15 protein-coding genes are annotated in these 16,104 nt (G+C 42.4%); 1 reads left to right on the top strand and 14 read right to left on the bottom strand.

Going from position 1 to position 16,104, the window contains the following annotated elements:
• The 8 genes from rlmN to AB5Z52_RS00775 all read right to left on the bottom strand — a co-directional run.
• A partial coding sequence (rlmN, locus tag AB5Z52_RS00810; RefSeq protein WP_368266812.1) for a 23S rRNA (adenine(2503)-C(2))-methyltransferase RlmN occupies window positions 1-686 on the bottom strand: 686 nt, incomplete at its 3' end.
• Window positions 687-996: 310 nt separating this feature from the next.
• Complete coding sequence (locus tag AB5Z52_RS00805) at window positions 997-1,296, bottom strand: hypothetical protein (RefSeq protein WP_003128567.1); 300 nt, start codon at window positions 1,294-1,296, stop codon at window positions 997-999.
• On the bottom strand, window positions 1,293-1,664 hold the full coding sequence (locus AB5Z52_RS00800) for a type II toxin-antitoxin system PemK/MazF family toxin (RefSeq protein WP_003128565.1): 372 nt from the start codon (window positions 1,662-1,664) through the stop codon (window positions 1,293-1,295). Before AB5Z52_RS00800 ends, AB5Z52_RS00805 begins: the two co-directional genes overlap by 4 nt.
• Window positions 1,665-1,673: 9 nt before the next feature.
• Window positions 1,674-2,795 (bottom strand): alanine racemase, encoded by a 1,122-nt coding sequence (gene alr, locus AB5Z52_RS00795; protein ID WP_003128563.1) that lies wholly within the window; start codon window positions 2,793-2,795, stop codon window positions 1,674-1,676.
• Between the two features lie 53 nt (window positions 2,796-2,848).
• A complete protein-coding gene (gene acpS / locus AB5Z52_RS00790; RefSeq protein WP_003128562.1) occupies window positions 2,849-3,205 on the bottom strand; it encodes a holo-ACP synthase in 357 nt (118 codons plus the stop codon).
• A 353-nt stretch (window positions 3,206-3,558) separates the two neighbouring features.
• The gene (locus AB5Z52_RS00785) at window positions 3,559-5,067 is read right to left on the bottom strand and encodes a DEAD/DEAH box helicase (protein WP_003128560.1); all 1,509 of its coding nucleotides are present in this window, start codon (window positions 5,065-5,067) and stop codon (window positions 3,559-3,561) included.
• A 282-nt stretch (window positions 5,068-5,349) separates the two neighbouring features.
• The gene (murF, locus tag AB5Z52_RS00780) at window positions 5,350-6,699 is read right to left on the bottom strand and encodes a UDP-N-acetylmuramoyl-tripeptide--D-alanyl-D-alanine ligase (protein ID WP_368243122.1); all 1,350 of its coding nucleotides are present in this window, start codon (window positions 6,697-6,699) and stop codon (window positions 5,350-5,352) included.
• A gap of 86 nt (window positions 6,700-6,785) precedes the next feature.
• Window positions 6,786-7,841, bottom strand: coding sequence for a D-alanine--D-alanine ligase (locus AB5Z52_RS00775; RefSeq protein WP_288551387.1), 1,056 nt, complete (start codon window positions 7,839-7,841; stop codon window positions 6,786-6,788).
• A gap of 180 nt (window positions 7,842-8,021) precedes the next feature.
• Between AB5Z52_RS00775 and AB5Z52_RS00770 the strand changes: the two genes are divergently transcribed.
• Window positions 8,022-9,755, top strand: coding sequence for an ABC1 kinase family protein (locus tag AB5Z52_RS00770; protein WP_368243121.1), 1,734 nt, complete (start codon window positions 8,022-8,024; stop codon window positions 9,753-9,755).
• 27 nt (window positions 9,756-9,782) lie between these two features.
• Here AB5Z52_RS00770 and AB5Z52_RS00765 read toward each other — a convergent pair whose 3' ends face one another.
• From AB5Z52_RS00765 to AB5Z52_RS00740, 6 genes are all read right to left on the bottom strand, one after another.
• Complete coding sequence (locus AB5Z52_RS00765; RefSeq protein WP_003128555.1) at window positions 9,783-10,235, bottom strand: YaiI/YqxD family protein; 453 nt, start codon at window positions 10,233-10,235, stop codon at window positions 9,783-9,785.
• 115 nt (window positions 10,236-10,350) lie between these two features.
• Entirely contained in the window at window positions 10,351-11,016 is a 666-nt protein-coding gene (locus AB5Z52_RS00760) for an ABC transporter ATP-binding protein (RefSeq protein ID WP_003128554.1), read from the bottom strand.
• Between the two features lie 10 nt (window positions 11,017-11,026).
• Entirely contained in the window at window positions 11,027-12,523 is a 1,497-nt protein-coding gene (locus AB5Z52_RS00755; RefSeq protein ID WP_142976953.1) for an ABC transporter permease, read from the bottom strand.
• Window positions 12,524-12,783: 260 nt separating this feature from the next.
• Window positions 12,784-14,613, bottom strand: a complete 1,830-nt coding sequence (locus AB5Z52_RS00750; protein ID WP_288551388.1) for a carbohydrate-binding domain-containing protein — start codon at window positions 14,611-14,613, stop codon at window positions 12,784-12,786.
• A 12-nt stretch (window positions 14,614-14,625) separates the two neighbouring features.
• Window positions 14,626-15,300: a DUF4956 domain-containing protein gene (locus tag AB5Z52_RS00745; RefSeq protein ID WP_003128549.1), complete on the bottom strand. Its 675-nt coding sequence runs from the start codon at window positions 15,298-15,300 to the stop codon at window positions 14,626-14,628.
• A complete protein-coding gene (locus tag AB5Z52_RS00740; RefSeq protein WP_003128547.1) occupies window positions 15,290-16,012 on the bottom strand; it encodes a polyphosphate polymerase domain-containing protein in 723 nt (240 codons plus the stop codon). The genes AB5Z52_RS00745 and AB5Z52_RS00740 overlap by 11 nt, the downstream gene beginning before the upstream one ends.
• Between the last annotated feature and the right edge of the window lie 92 nt (window positions 16,013-16,104).

Raw genomic sequence — 16,104 nt, 5'->3', positions numbered from 1 at the left:
GCTTCCATTAGTTTTTCAATCGGGAAACTGCGGTTGATCCGCATCATCGAAGTTCGTACTTCATTATTTGGAGCATGGAGTGAAATCGCAAGGTTCACTTGTAAGCCATTTTCAGCAAACTCTTTGATTTTATGAGCTAAACCACTGGTTGAAACAGTGATATGGCGCGCACCAATCGCTAGTCCTTTCGGATCATTGATAATCTGCAGAAACTGCATGACATTCTCGTAATTGTCAAAAGGCTCGCCGATTCCCATCACCACCACATGGGAGACACGTTCTCCAGCATTCAATTCATCGAAATAATGTTGCACCAGCATGATCTGAGCGACAATTTCTCCAGCAGTTAGGTCTCGTTGTTTTTTTAGCAGACCGCTCGCACAAAATGTACAGCCGATATTACAGCCGACTTGTGTCGTCACACAGACTGACATACCATATTCCTGACGCATTAAGACGGTCTCAATCATATGATTATCGGGTAACTGGAACAAATATTTGACTGTGCCGTCGCTGGCTTCTTGTAAGACGATTTGTTTCAAAGGATTGATCACAAACGATTCATTTAACTTAGTTACCAATGATTTAGGCAAATTGGTCATTTCTTCAAATGTCGCTACTCGTTTCTCATATAACCATTCCCACACTTGATTCGTGCGGAATTTCTTTTCTTCTTGCTCAGTCATCCACAAAGATAAGGACTCTTTGGTTAATCCATAAATTGAAGGTTTCACATTGCTTCCTCTTTTCAAAATAGTCGCTACATACTATAACTGAATTTTGCGTATAAAGCAACTCATCTCCGAGGCTTGTTGAAAGTAGAATTACGAATGCAACACTCTGATCTCAGAATATAAAAAAAGATAAAAGACTGAACGATCTTGTTCTAGACACTGGGCTCTTTTTCCTAATTTATCGTTTCTGCTAAAATTTTCCCTGCTAATGCAAAAAACTTTCCTCACGTATCACATATAGTGATGGAAAGTTTTTTTGTATTCACGTATTGAATTCAATGACTTTGCCATCTTTCGCGACTAATTCGCCACGTTGCGGTGGGCTTGTGTGCAGGTAAAGCTGCAATGGCATCTCCAATGTCAATGTCTTTTCTCCTTGCTGAAAGACACCATAGTAACTTGCTTTTTCCTGATCTTCATATGTATGGCTCAATAAAAAATACCCTTTTTCAACGTCTTCTTGTTTCTTTTTAGTTTCCCGTAAAAAGCGCCGCAAGTGTTGATAAGTATAAAATAAAAATAGTATCAGTGTTGCCGCTAATAACAAATATCCTAGCATCATGAATGAATCGACGACGTGGAATAAGCCGTCTCGACTCCCACACTGATCATTAATGCCGCATCGACTTCACACATGATTGATTCATCTAGATGACAAACCTTCTCCTTTAGTCGACTTTTGTCGATTGTCCGAATCTGCTCCATCAAGATCACTGAATCTTTACCAATCCCTGTACAAGTCGCTGAGATCCCAATATGGGTCGGCAGTTTTGGCTTAGCCATTTTAGCCGTGATCGCGGCAATGATCACCGTTGGACTAAAATGATTGCCTAAATCATTTTGAATCACTAATACTGGCCGAATCCCTCCTTGCTCCGATCCAACGACCGGTGACAGATCGGCAAAATAAATGTCTCCCCTTTTTACCATAGGACCACCCTAACTTTTATATTCTCGCGGCACCCTTGCAGAAAGCGTGCATGCCACTTCATAATGAATCGTCTCTAATTGTTCCGCTACCTTTTGCATAGTGATGCACTGTCCGTTATCTTCGCCGATCAATGTGACTTTTGTTCCCGCAGGAAATGACCGGGGTAAACGGATCATCAGCTGATCCATACATACACGACCAACGATTTCACAATACTCACCAGCTACCAATAAAGAAAATCCTTGCATTTTTCGCAACCAGCCGTCCGCATAACCAATCGGTACCGTACCGATCCATTCTGCTTGCGGCGTGATATATGTTTCACCATAGCCAATTCCGGCTCCTTTTTCAAGTAATTTCACTTGGACCAATTCAGAAACAAGAGACAAGGCTGGTTTCAATGGATATGTTTCTGGCAATGCCGTTCCTGAAGGATTCAATCCATACATCGCAATGCCATAGCGAACCATGTTCCCTACGGCTTCTGCGTGCCACAAAGCAGTAGCACTATTGCCGGCATGGACATACCTTGGCAATTCAGGCAGACATGCCAATGCGGTTTGAAACCGTTGATTTTGTTCTTGCCAATACGTATCATCTGCTTGATCGGCCGTCGCAAAATGGGTGAAAACCCCTTCCCATGTGAACAAAGACTGCTCTTGGAGCCATTTGACAGCCGAGAGTAACTCTTCATTAGAAATAAAGCCAATTCGCCCCATTCCTGTATCAACTTTCAAATGGACCTTCAGCGGATTGGTGACAGGATTTTTTTGCAAGAAAGCAGCCGCTTCTTGCAACCACTCGTTCGTACTTACTGGAAATGAAAGATTGTAGTAGCTCAGCAAACCGATATCTGCCACAGAAACGATCCCCAACACCAATATTGGTTCACTGAATCCAGCTTCCCGCAACTCGATACCTTCATCGACTGTCGCAACACAAAAACCGGATGCGCCCCCTTCTAGAGCTGCTGTTGCTGTCTCAATAGCCCCATGTCCGTAGCCATTTGCTTTGACCACAGCAAATAAATCCGTTGCCTTTGGCAAACGCGCCACTTCATTTTCAACATTTTCTTTGATTGCCTTTAAATCTATAATGGCTTTCGTTGGTCTATGGATTGAAACGACCATTCCACTTTCCTTCTTTCTCTAGTGATTCCCTTAACGAATCGCTATCTCTGGCATTATTCATTCTCCAACAAGATTTGCGCAAAGGCAGTCTCATTGGTATGAGTGATACTGACAAACGTCTGATGTAGAGGGTGAGGTGCCTTTGTAACAACGGGCGCTCCAGCCTCGTTGGTCAGAACTTCGATATCTTGAAAAGACAATTTCCCAATTCCTGTTCCCCAAGCTTTCGAAAAAGCTTCTTTACAAGCATACCGTCCCCCAAGAAATTCAATCTGCCTTTTTTTTGGCAGCTTGAAAAACAGTTCAGATTCCTTCTCAGTTAAAATACGCTGAATAAATTGCGGTTTGTTTTCAATCAATTCTTTGATGCGGGCTAATTCTACTGCATCGATCCCGATACCTTTGATCATTTTCTATCCTTTTCTGTTCAGCAAGAACCTTTATTCCATGACTGTTCATTACGATTTTATATCTATCTATTAAATACATCAGCTGCATTTATTTTAGTTTCATTCTACCAAAAAAAAAGGGAATTACCACTCAAAACTAAAGGGTTTAATGGATGGTTAAGAAATTTTTGAGAGGCTCGTTCTCCAGTTTTCCTTGACTATACCGTCTTTTCTCAAAAAGGGCAAAAAAAATATCCGAACAATGATCGATCACGCCAAGTGGCCTCTTGGTCAGTGGCACACATTGGCAGGTTGATCGAAAAAAGTTCAGATAATTTTGTGTCGAAAAAGGTGCTGAAAGCGACCTCTAAGGACTAGTCTTGATTGTTGCGGATAACGAAGCCGCGTTTTTTGTCATTGCTGCGACGGTTATTTTTGCGAGCGCCGTCTTTGCTGTAATTTCCTCGAGCTTTGCCGCTGCGGTTGCCGCCGTTGTCTTTACGGTTGCGGTTGTTGCTGTTGTTGCTGCGACGACCATTTTTATTGAAAGATTTCTTTCCTTGCGGTAATGGTCTTTCTGGTGTGATCTTCACAGGGACAAGATCAGATGGATCTTTCGCGATTGTTTTAAGAAGCAAAGCAGCCAAGTCTTGTGCTGAGTAGCGTTCCAATAAATCATCTGCAGCTTGGAGGTATTTATCCAACCCGTTTTCATCCATTTTCACTTCTACTTGTTCAATTGCTGCACCTAATTGCCCCTTAAAAGCTTCTTTTTCGGTTGGTGGACGCATTGGTGACATCCGTTTTTTAGTTAGATTTTCAATAACATGCAAATAACTCATTTCGTTTGGTGTAACGAAAGTTACGGAGATTCCGCCTTTACCTGCACGGCCCGTCCGTCCGATACGATGAACATAACTCTCTGGATCTTGAGGAATATCATAGTTGTAGACGTGAGTCACACCAGAAATATCTAATCCTCGAGCTGCAACGTCTGTAGCAACCAAAATATCTAAATGACCGCTCTTGAATGAACGTAATACGCTCATTCGTTTTTGTTGAGACAAGTCTCCATGGATTCCTTCCGCTTTGTAGCCTCGAGCTTCTAGTCCTCGTGCCAATTCATCGACACGACGTTTTGTCCGACCAAAAACGATCGTCAACTCAGGTGTTTGTACATCCAACAAACGAGTCATAATATCGAATTTTTCATAGTCTTTTGAACGAACATAATATTGATCGATCAAATCAGCCGTCATTTCTTTCGCCTTGATTTGAACATGTTCAGGGTTTTTCATGAATTTTACGCCAATGCTCTTGATTGCAGGAGGCATTGTTGCTGAAAATAGTAAGGTTTGACGTTCTTCAGGTACTTGGCTGATGATCTTCTCGATATCTTCCAAGAAGCCCATGTTCAACATTTCGTCTGCTTCATCCAAAACAAGTGTTTCCACTGTGCCAAGTTTCAATGTGTGGCGGTTGATATGGTCTAACATACGTCCTGGTGTACCGACAACGATATGGGGACGATCTTTTAGTTGACGGATTTGACGACCAATATCCGCACCACCGTAAACCGCTTGAACCCGGATTTTTTTGTCTTTTCCTAAACGATATAGTTCTTCTTGGGTTTGGATCGCTAATTCCCGAGTAGGTGCAATCACTAATCCTTGTAGTTGGTGATTTGCTGGGTCGATTTTTTCCAACATTGGCAAGCCGAATGCTGCTGTTTTTCCGGTACCGGTCTGAGCTTGACCGATGACATCTCTTCCTTGCAACGCAAGGGGAATTGTTGCTTCTTGGATTGGTGTTGCTTCTTCAAAGCCGGCACGCTCAACAGAAGTCAATAATTCGTTTGATAATTCTAGATCTTTAAATTTCAAATGGATCCTCCTAATTTGGTCATCATCATGATGCCTGTTTTCTTTAATCGAAGCGTACTTTCTTCAGAAACACAAGAGCAGTCCCATCTCTTATCTTTCTCTTGTTACCGAAAAACCGCTTCACGAAGGCATTATAAAAGGCTAAAACAAATCTTTCTGTCTCAGCCATCATTTTATCTCAAAACGTCAATGTTTATTTACAGTAATCATTCTGTGCTTCATCTTTCGGCATTAAATAAGTATAGCACAGAATGAAAATTTCAGCAAGATTTCACGCTTACTTTACATTGCTGTTAGAGAATCAATTACCTCAACCAGGCCCATTCCGTTGCTCCCCTTTAAAACAATGCTATCCGTAGGCTGCAGTTCTTTTTGTAGTTGTGTGATCAGCGCCGCTTTTTCCTCTTTGCTAAAGAAATGGACTCGATCGGCTAAGCGGCTTTGATCCAATGCACGTTTCAACGCTTGCATCTCACTACCGTACAAAAAGATCAAATCGAACCTTTCATCTAAATGATCCGCCATCCCGGCATGCATCTTCGCTGAATCAGGACCTAACTCCAACATGTCTGCTAGCACAGCGATCCGTCTGCCAGTCAGAGGCAATTTTCTGAAACTGTCTAAGACTAATCCCATCGCTGTTGGGTTTGCATTATAGACATCGCTTAAAATAGCGGCGCCATTCGCAGCTTTCAGCCATTGTGTACGATTCTTTGTCAGTTGAAAATCAGCCAATCCTGCTTTGATTTTTTCTTCTTCAATCCCCAAATAACGACCGATGCCAATCGCGATCAAGGCATTCTTTACATTGTAGCCGCCGATCACTGGAATCGTATAGACTTGATCCGCTACCGTAAAAGCTGTTTGTTCTTGGGTTTCTTCTTGGATCGTTCCTTTAAGATTGCCTTCACCCAAACCAAATGTTTCTACCTGCTGAGTCAACTCTGCAAGGTAGGGGGTCAATAAAGGCTCGTCTGCTGGTATCATGAAAAATCCTGCTGGGTCTAAGCCGGCAGTGATTTCCATCTTGGCTTTCGCGATTCCTTCACGAGAACCAAGATTCTCAATATGGGCTTCACCGATCAATGTGATCGCTGCAACATCTGGCTGAGCCAAGTGTGACAAGACCTCGATTTCCCCCGCATGATCCATCCCCATCTCCAATACAAGAACTTCTGTATCCGCTGGTGCATGCAGAATCGTTAGTGTCAAACCAATTTCATTATTGTGATTTCCTTGTGTTTTGTAGGTTTTGAACTGCTGTGCCACCACCGCATCTACCATATCTTTTGTGGTAGTCTTACCATTGCTACCTGTAATAGCAATTACTTTTGGCGCCAGTTTTTCTTTATAGAATTTTGCCAGCTTTTGAAAGGCAGCTAGGGTGTCTGATACTTCGATGATCATTAGTCCTTCTGGCGGCTGGATTGTCGGATGGCTCCAAAAAGCAGCGATTGCTCCTTTTTCTTGTGCTTGTTGAGCAAACTCATGGCCATCTCTCGTTCCGGCCAACGGCACAAACAAACTATCGGTAGTGACCAAGCGGCTGTCAAATTCTACACTGCTGATCATTGTCTGATCGGCACATTCTACGCCAAATAAAGCGGCAACTTCTTTTATCGATAGATTCATCTTATTTATCTCCTTAAGTTAAAAACAGGGAAGATCATGGTCCTTTCAAGCTTCACCTTGAGTTGAACTGATTTCCCTATTTGTGATTATTCGACATCGGTTAAAAAGGCTTGACGCTGTTTAAAACGGTTGACTCCTAATTGAATCAATTCCTCAATCAAATCACCATATGGCAGACCGGTTTTTTCCCACAACAGCGGGTACATACTAAACTCGGTAAAACCAGGCATCGTGTTCAATTCATTCAGGAATAATTCGTTTTTGTTCGTCAAGAAAAAGTCGCAGCGGCTGAGGCCGCTTCCTCCAAGCATCGTATAAGCTTTTTTGGCAAACTCTTGCGCTTTCGCTTGTGTCTCCTCAGGAATTTGAGCTGGGATCTGCATCTCAATCTTATTGTCAAGATACTTCGAATTGTAATCATAAAAAGCTACATCTTTAACGATCTCGCCGGGCATTGTTGTACGCACATCTTCATTTCCAAGAACAGCGACTTCGATTTCGCGAGCTTCGATCCCTTGTTCTACGATCGCTCGTGTATCATAAAGGTAGGCTTCTTGAAGTGCATTTTGCAATTCTTCCCGATTTTCAGCTTTTGTGATCCCAACACTTGAACCCATATTGGCAGGTTTGATAAACATTGGATACAAAAGACTGCCTTCACATTGTTCAAATACTTTTTTAGGATTTTCTTTCCAATAGTTTTTAAGAACGGGTACATAAGGAACTTGCGGAATCCCCGCCGCCTGCAAGATATATTTGGTCATAATCTTATCCATGCCACAGGCACTAGTTAAAACCCCTGCGCCTACATAAGGCATGCCGATGGTCTCTAGAAAACCTTGGATCGTTCCATCTTCTCCATTTGGTCCGTGGAGCAGCGGAAAAACAATCGCATCCTCTTCCTTGATCTCACCAGGTTGGATCGGCGTCCCTTGGTAAGCCGAATCCGTCAGATTCAACACTTCTTTGGATGTAGGGGCTTCAGTCAATAAAGAGCCTTTTAGCCACTGGCCATCTCTCGTGATCATTACTAATTGTACTTGGTAGTAATTATAATATACAGCATTGACTACTGAAAAAGCGGATAGAAGCGATACATCATGCTCTGCACTGCGTCCGCCATATAATAAAATAATTTTCAAAAGAAATTCCTCCTGTATTCATTGTTTCTACCAAAACTAATTCTTCCACATTTTAGCACAAAAACGAAGCTGCGACATTATTTCTTGCCGATTTTAACAACTGAAATCATCCGTAGTTGAATGTTTCTTGATTTCTTCGTACTATTAGACTAGCGAAACTTAAAGAATAGAGGTGCCCGTATGGAACAGGAATCACCATCTAAGAAAAAAAGACTCAGACAGATCGTTCAAGTGTTTCTCAAATACAAAGTGATTCAAAATTTAAGTAAGCAGCAAGATCCCCTCGCTGTACGCAAAGCCTTTGAAGAATTAGGACCCACCTTCATTAAAATCGGACAAATGCTTTCCGTCCGTAGCGACTTATTATCTGACGCTTTTATCAATGAATTCAAACACTTGCAAGACAATGTCAAAAGCGATCCTTTTCCGCAAGTCCAGGCGCTGTTAGAAGCAGAATGGGAACAACCTCTGACAGCCATTTTTACAACTTTGCAAGAAAAGCCCTTAGCTTCGGCATCTATCGGTCAAGCTCACCGTGGGACTCTAAAAGATGGCAAAGAAGTTGTTGTCAAAGTACAGCATCCCGGCATTATTTCCGCTATCCAAGTAGATCTCGATTTGTTTGAAAAAGCGATTCCTTTGATTCGCTATATTCCAGAAACGAATGTGGTGGATCTTAAAAGCGTTCTGCATGAAGTTCGACGCTCATTGGATAATGAAACAAACTTTCTGCAAGAAACGAAAAATGCGCAAGAGTTTTATCACTTCAATCACCACTGGCAGCAGATCGAGATTCCTAAAGTCTATCCTCAGTGGTGTACACGTAAAGTCATCGTCATGGACTATATGGAAGGAGAAAACCTAAACTGTTTGCTTGCTCGAAAAAACAATGAACATTTTTTTCCCAACCGGACAGTAAAAGAAATCAAGAAAGAGGTCGGTACCCTGCTGGTAGAGAACTTTATGAAGCAAGTCTTTGAAGACGGCTTTTTCCATGCAGACCCTCATCCTGGAAATATCTTCTTGCAACCACTGGATCCCGATCAGCAAACAGCTCCTTTCCATGTAAAAAAGAAAGTTGGTGTTTTAGGCGGTGTTGATTACTCCTTAAAATGGCAGGATGAGGAGACACTGCCGCCTTATCGCTTGATCTTTTTAGATTTCGGAATGATGGGACATCTGGACCAGACCCTTCGCAGTCGGCTGGCAGATGCCTTGATCGCATTGTACACTCAAGATACCCAACAAGTTGGTAGAGCTGTCCTACGCCTTTGCCGTCGGGAAAGAAACTTCGATGAAGTGGATTTCTATCAAGATCTTCAGTCTTTTGTTGAAAATTATTACAACATGCCGATCAAAGATATTGATTTGCAAAAAGTATTAGCTGAAGTCATCACTATCTGTCATGACAATCATCTACAGATGCACCGTGACATCACGCTGCTGATTAAAGCTTTCGGAACGCTTGAAGGAGTAATCGAGGCACTTGACCCTCAATTATCGATGATGGAAGTGACACAGCCATTTGCTCAGAAATACTTTTTGCAGCAGCTGGATCTTGAAGAAGAAATGAAAAAAAGTTTGTTAGCCAGTGCCAAAAGTCTCCGAGCACTCAGTCGACTCCCTGATCGAACATTAGCTGCTGTCAACACACTAGCTACTGGCAAGCATCGTCTGAATATTGAGATCCGCCATCAAAAACAGCTGCTGGACCGTTTTGATCAAATGATCAATCGGCTAGTGATTGGCATTATCTTAGCAGCAGTGATTTTAGGTTCCTCTCTTTTAGTCGTTGCAAGTCCCCAACAGGGCAGCTTTGTTCATCAAATGGGTATCTTTGGCTATTGTATAGCCTTTGTGGCCATCGTCACCGTTGCCGGAAAATATTTTTATGATCGTTTTCGAAAAAAATAAACGATCCAGCAGTCTCCTCAATGATGGTTACTGCTGGATCGTCTTTTTAATTTCTTGCTCTAGAACTTGTTTGAATTGTTGACGATCCTCTTTCGTGAATGGTTTCGGTCCTTTGGTCCGCTTCCCGGCTTTACGCATTTGTGTTCCTAAATACCGTTGCCCTAATAAAAAGTCGATAGTCTCCGGCAAATATTCTGTCCCGTTATGATGAAAAACACGGGCTTTTTTTGGTAATACAAGTGAAGCTAAGCCATAATCTTGTGTGACTAAAAAATCGCCCGGTTGAATTTCTTTAACAATCTCATAGTCGGCTCGATCGGCCCCCTTATCCACATAGACAAAATGAACAAAATCAGGATATTCTTTGGCCGTATAGTGATCGACACTAGTGACGATCACAACTGGCAATGCAAACTGCGCACCTAATTCAATGACTTCGTTTTTTACTGGGGAACCATCCCCATCGATCAGTAATCGCATCGTCTCGCCCCCTTCCTTTTATTGTAGAAGTTTCTGCTGCAAGATGCAAGACAAGGCTGTATCCGCTCTGATGAGAAAATACAGCCTTGAGTTTAGTCTTTCAGTAACAAGTTTATTAGGAGTCCCGCATGACAAATTGACGCTCTTTTAGTTCATAAACAACATCACAGACTTTCGCTACTTCTTGTTCATGGGTCACTAAGATGATACATTTCTTTTGTTCATGGGCAATTTCTTGAAACAGTTGAACGATATCTTTTGAGGTCGTTTCATCTAAATTACCGGTGGGCTCATCTGCCACGATCAACTCATGTTCACAGCATATAGCCCGGACGATGGCCACTCGTTGTTGCTGTCCACCCGAAAGCTGGGTAACTTTCTTCATAGCTAATTCTTCAGTTATCCCAACTTTAGCCAGGTTTGCCAAAGCATATGCCTTTTTATCTGTTTGTTGTGACTTGGCAATCGCCATTGCGGTAGTCACATTATCCAGTGCCGACATATAGGGCAACAAATTATAAGCTTGAAAGACGATAGAAACATCTTTACGACGGTATTCTCGCAATCCAATTTTGTTCAACGGTTCGTTATCGTAATAAATATTCCCTTCTTTTGGTGTGTCCAATCCCGTGATTAATGAGAGAAAGGTCGTTTTACCAGAACCGCTGGAACCAAGGATCGCGTACATTTTTCCAGAATCAAAGGTCAAATCTACTTCTCGAAAAAGGGCTTCAGATTCTGTTTGGTACCAATAACCTAATTTTTCTGTTTGTAACGTCATGCTATCCCTCCTAGGAAACCAATATTTTTTTTGGATTGAGGCGCAAAATTCCAGCTGAAGATAATAGAATGGACCCAAAGCTGATCCCTACACCTAACAATGCCAATAAGCCGATTTCTTGGAATGAAACCGTAATAGCTAACTCTTGTACTTCTGCCGAGGGTGTAAAAGCGGATAGCCCGCTTCTGCCATTAGGACCGCCGTTGCCCATACTTGGCATTCCTTCCGGACCATTCATCCCTGCGTCCGCTTGTTCCGTTGTCGTTTGTTGAGCCAACAGCTGCTCGCCCACGATATTCCCTACAACATTGCCACTAGCTGCAGCGATTCCCAATGCAAAGAACATACAGATAGCAATCTCGGTAAAAAACTGTAAAATGACTTTTATTCGCGATTCGCCTAAAGATAACAGAACGCCGATCTCATATTTGCGTTCTCTGATCGACAACATTACGATCAATGTCAATATGATGACACCGGCAACCGCAACTAGCACAATTATATTTTTGGCAAAACTTGCAACATTATTCAATGGTGTCAACATCGACTGATACATTTGATCATTCGTTTGGATACTGTAGGTATCGGTATCAATCAGTTTTTCAGCTTGAGCAACGAAACTGTCCATTTCTGAAGGATCACTCAACGTATAAGTCGCCGAATCTAACGTATCCTCATTACCCGCCAATGTATTAACGAGAGTATAGGATGCAAACAATGTATTGGCTGGGTTCAAAAAATTGAACATTTGGCTCATACTGTTCCCAACTTCACTGGTTTCATAGATCCCTTTGATCGTTACTTCGACTTCATTGTCTTCACTATCAGAAATAACAAATTTGTCGCCAACTGAAAGCCCATTTGCTTCTGCTAATTCTGATTCGATCAAGACATGATTCGTCCCTTCATCTCCTGCAGTGATGGCTTCACCATCGGTAATTTTCGCGGTGCCTTCTGAAAAACTTGTATAGTTCGTACTTTCGGAAACACCAGTGATTTGAAAATCGCCGCTGCTCATTCTGCCTCCTTGCATATTAGGCATCCCACTTGGCTGGCCATTCGTTGCTCTAGATGAATCCTCCGTAGATTCTGTCGCTGTACTTTCGTTATCCTCACTTGAAATAGCTTCAATGCCACTGACAGCATCGGCTGATGTACTCGCTTCAAAGCTATAGGATGCTACCCCACTTAACGCTGCAATTGCTTGAGCATCACTAAGATTTACCGGTGTATTCTGGAAACTGCCTGGATCGGGCGGTGTCGACTCCCCCTCTGAAGTATCTGAAGAAGCTGTTTGGCTGTTTTGTCGAAGAGACTCCCGATTGGCTTGCAGCGTCACCGTCGCTCCCACGCTTTTTTGTGCGTTTTCGGTTGCGACTAAAGCAGCACTGCGGATTGTCAATCCTGCTAAAACAAAAATCAAAATTGCCGAAAAAACAGCAATTAGCAGCAAACTTCGACCTTTCTTTGCCCACAAACTTTGTAAGCCGCGTTTCATAAAATTCATCTCATATCCTCCTCTACTAAACGTAGCTTGACTATATGTTTACTAGCTTAAGTACACCTTAAAATAGGCATGGTCTATCCACGATATCTTTAGACACTGTCTGCTTCAATCTCGGAAATGGAGGGCTAGAATATCCTTTCAGAATGTTACACTTTAATGGCTTTTTACCAATCATGTATAGCAAGAATAAACTAAGTTGTAGCGGTCATCGTTCGTAGTATTCTTTCTTTGGTTCCTCCAACGAGGGCTACTAGAATTGATCAGCGTCCAAATCCGCCCATTTGGTTTGTCGTGGCAGTTGCGCCAGATTGAGTCAAATTTGAAAGGGTATCTGTTAAAGATAATGTGCCTAATTCAGAAGCATCCTTCACACTTCCTCCTTGATAAAGACCATAAACAGAAGTTTCACTATTGCTGCCGCCACTAAGTAGTGTATAGTCTGCTGATTGTAAATCTGGACTTGAAATCACCACATGTTGAAAATCCTTACTAGGTGTATAGGATAATAACGTATTGCCCTCAGTATCTTGCAAGGTGATCAACGTGTCTGCTGCCTGAGATTGATCGAAAGTAATCGCCACTGATCGTTGTGTTCCGCCACTCACATTCATTGCCATATCAGTGGTTCCTGCAGCGACGAGGGTCCCACCTGTAATTTCAAAGGTTCCATTATAATCTAAAGCGCCATTCCCGCCTTGCGTCGGTCCATTGACAATCACGATTCCACCGCTCATTGTGACATTGCCATTGCTGTCCAATCCATCTCCTTCAGCATCAATTGACAAGGTTCCACCTGTGATGACAACTTCTTTGCTATCGTCTGCTTGATCGCCACCGCCTGGTCCTCCTCCAAAACTATCTTGTCCAAATTGTCCGCTGTCCGTCGTGTCGCTGCCGCCGCCGGCATTTACCCCATCATCGCTTGCTAGCACTTGAATATCTCCACCAGCAATGGTGATGACGCTTGCTTCTAAGCCTTCATAGGATTTGTTGACAATAATCGTCCCATCATTAATGGTTAAACCATTGTCTGCATGAATGCCATCATCTCCAGTCGCTGCTGAAATCTCCCCGCCATTGATGGTGACTGAATCATTGGCGTGGATACTATCATCCGCACTATCGATAGTATAGGAACCACTTGCTAGTAGGATGGATCCACCTGCTTTCATTCCTTTATAACTTTCATCAGCGACGACCGATTGACTATCTGCACCATCAGCTGTCTTAACGGTCATTTCTGCTGATTGAATACTAAGATTTGTCTCAGCTTGGATACCATCCCGACCACTTTGGATCGTAAATATACCCCCATCAATCCCAATATAGCCTTTTGTAGCATCTTCGGTATTGTTGGCTTGGATACCATCTCCTTCAGAAGTCGTCAGAGTATAATTCCCATCTCGAATCGACACCGAATCTTTTCCTTTGATCGCATTGTTTTTTGCTGTGATTTCATAGATGCCGCTTGCCAAGACTAAATCGTCTTTGCTGCGGATACCGTTGCTATAATTGCCTTCAATGACCAATTTCCCTTCTCCATTGATCGACAAATCGTCTTTGCTATAAAAAGCAGCATCCGGTTCGGTTTCTCCTTCTGCAAAGGTATAACTCGTTCCATCCGTTAACGTATTTGTTGTATCCGCAGCTAATGTCGTAATGACTTTCTCTGCCTGCTCGATAACAACTGCTGAACTGTTAGCATTCGTGATACTTACTCCAGCAAAAATCAAATGAACTTTGGCTTCTTTGTCGACGTTGATTTTCAACTGACCATCTGTCAAAGAACCGCTGACCATATATGTCCCTGCCGAAGTAATCGTTACTGTTTGATCATCAACTGTAAATCCTTCTCCAGCTTCCGTTTGTGAACCCGCCAGTTTTATCGCTATGGCTGAAGATGACTCATAAGAAGCATCCAAATCCTCTTCTTCATACTTTCCATAATAATCTGTATCTTCCAAAGAAGTAGATCCATTCGTAACCGTTGCTTCCGAAGTTCCAGTGGCAGAACTTGAAGAATTTGTTTCAGATTGCTGCGCACAAGCTACCAGTAACAGTGCCAAAAACAATGGGTAGATTTTTTTCATTGGTCTTCCTCCTTATAATTCATCACGATTAGCCGCAACTTTACCGAGTACAACAGGTAAATTGCCATTACGCGTCCGTACATCATCGATCAAAGCCTTTTCTTGTGTTTGATCCTTCAATACTAAGTGATAGCGTAACTCGTAGAGACTACCCATGGTTGTTGTGCGTACCGAATCCAACTTGGCTGTATGAGTAAATTTCTCAAAAATGTCATCAAACAGTTGGGGATAATCTAAGTCTTCTGGAATAGTTATTTTCAATTCCCGTTCGCTAGTCTTACGTCGTTCGCCAAAGGGTACGGTATACAGCATCAATAAAAAGGCAGCTACCACGAATGAAAAAACCACCACATAACCGACATAACCCATACCGGTAGCTAAGCCGATCCCCATGGACCAAAACACACTGGTGATTTCGCGAGAACCTCCTGGAACGGAACGGAAGCGGATCAAGCTGAATGCGCCCAAAATCGCTACCCCAGTTCCTAAATTCCCATTGACCAGCATAATCACTGATTGTACTAGAACCGGCAGTACTGCCAACGTAATGACAAAATTTTTTGTATAAACATTCTTTACCATATGCACTCCGGCAACTAAGAGACCCAGAATCAGTGAGGCACTAATACAAATAATCAAGCCATCCCATTCAAGAGTAGCGGTATCACTTAACAAACTAGATAACATTCTGAATATCCTCCTTTTTAAACAAATGACGTTGGTAGGTTTGAGTATACTTGGAAAAACTAGCTTTGCGCACACCATACTGATTCAATTGTTCAACAAACCAAAGGGGATAGGCCCCCATTGCTTTGACTTCCATCAACACACCAATCTCTGGCGCTATCAATTGTCCATAACTCCCTTCAGACAATGTCAGATTGTTTTCCCGATAACGAATGTTTTGATCAAAGGTCACTCTAAATTCACTGTCTTCTGATGCAAAAAGCGAAAGGCGGTCATAGGCAATCAAAACGCGCGGACTTAAGTCATGGTTTTGTTTAAATAGCCAACGAATTTCGGCGGCAATTTGAAGTGGTTGAATAGTGGTAGGAAATTCCCCGCTTCGTATCCATGATTGATAATCTGAATAGCTTAGAGGAACACGCCGCTTATATACAATGCCATTGACTTTCTTCTTGATTTCTAGGAACACCAAACTGTCCTGAGATGGAACACCATAACTCCGGATGCGAAATTTCTCTTTATACTTTGGCTTATCCATCGAATGACGGATGAAACGAAAATCATCCGTGTCATAGTAAAGAGATAGAATCGTGTGTTGGCCATATTCATCAATCTTCATCCTCTGCTGCAACGCACCCAGAAACGGCTGAAACTGCTCAGACGATAAAAGATACTTGGTTTCTTTTCGTTGAAATACCTTTTTTAATTTCATGGTATTTTCCTCCTTTGATTGCTATAGTCCCTATTTAAGACGCTGAAACTTAAAGACAGCTTAAGCAAAAATCACTTTTTTAAGTTTTTTTT

The organism is Enterococcus sp. RTP21361st1_A6_RTP21361_211029 (genome assembly GCF_040910045.1).
Lineage (GTDB): Bacteria > Bacillota > Bacilli > Lactobacillales > Enterococcaceae > Enterococcus_D > Enterococcus_D gallinarum.
The sequence above is the reverse complement of the archived record's forward strand: the minus strand, read 5'-3'. Positions and strand labels throughout refer to the sequence as shown.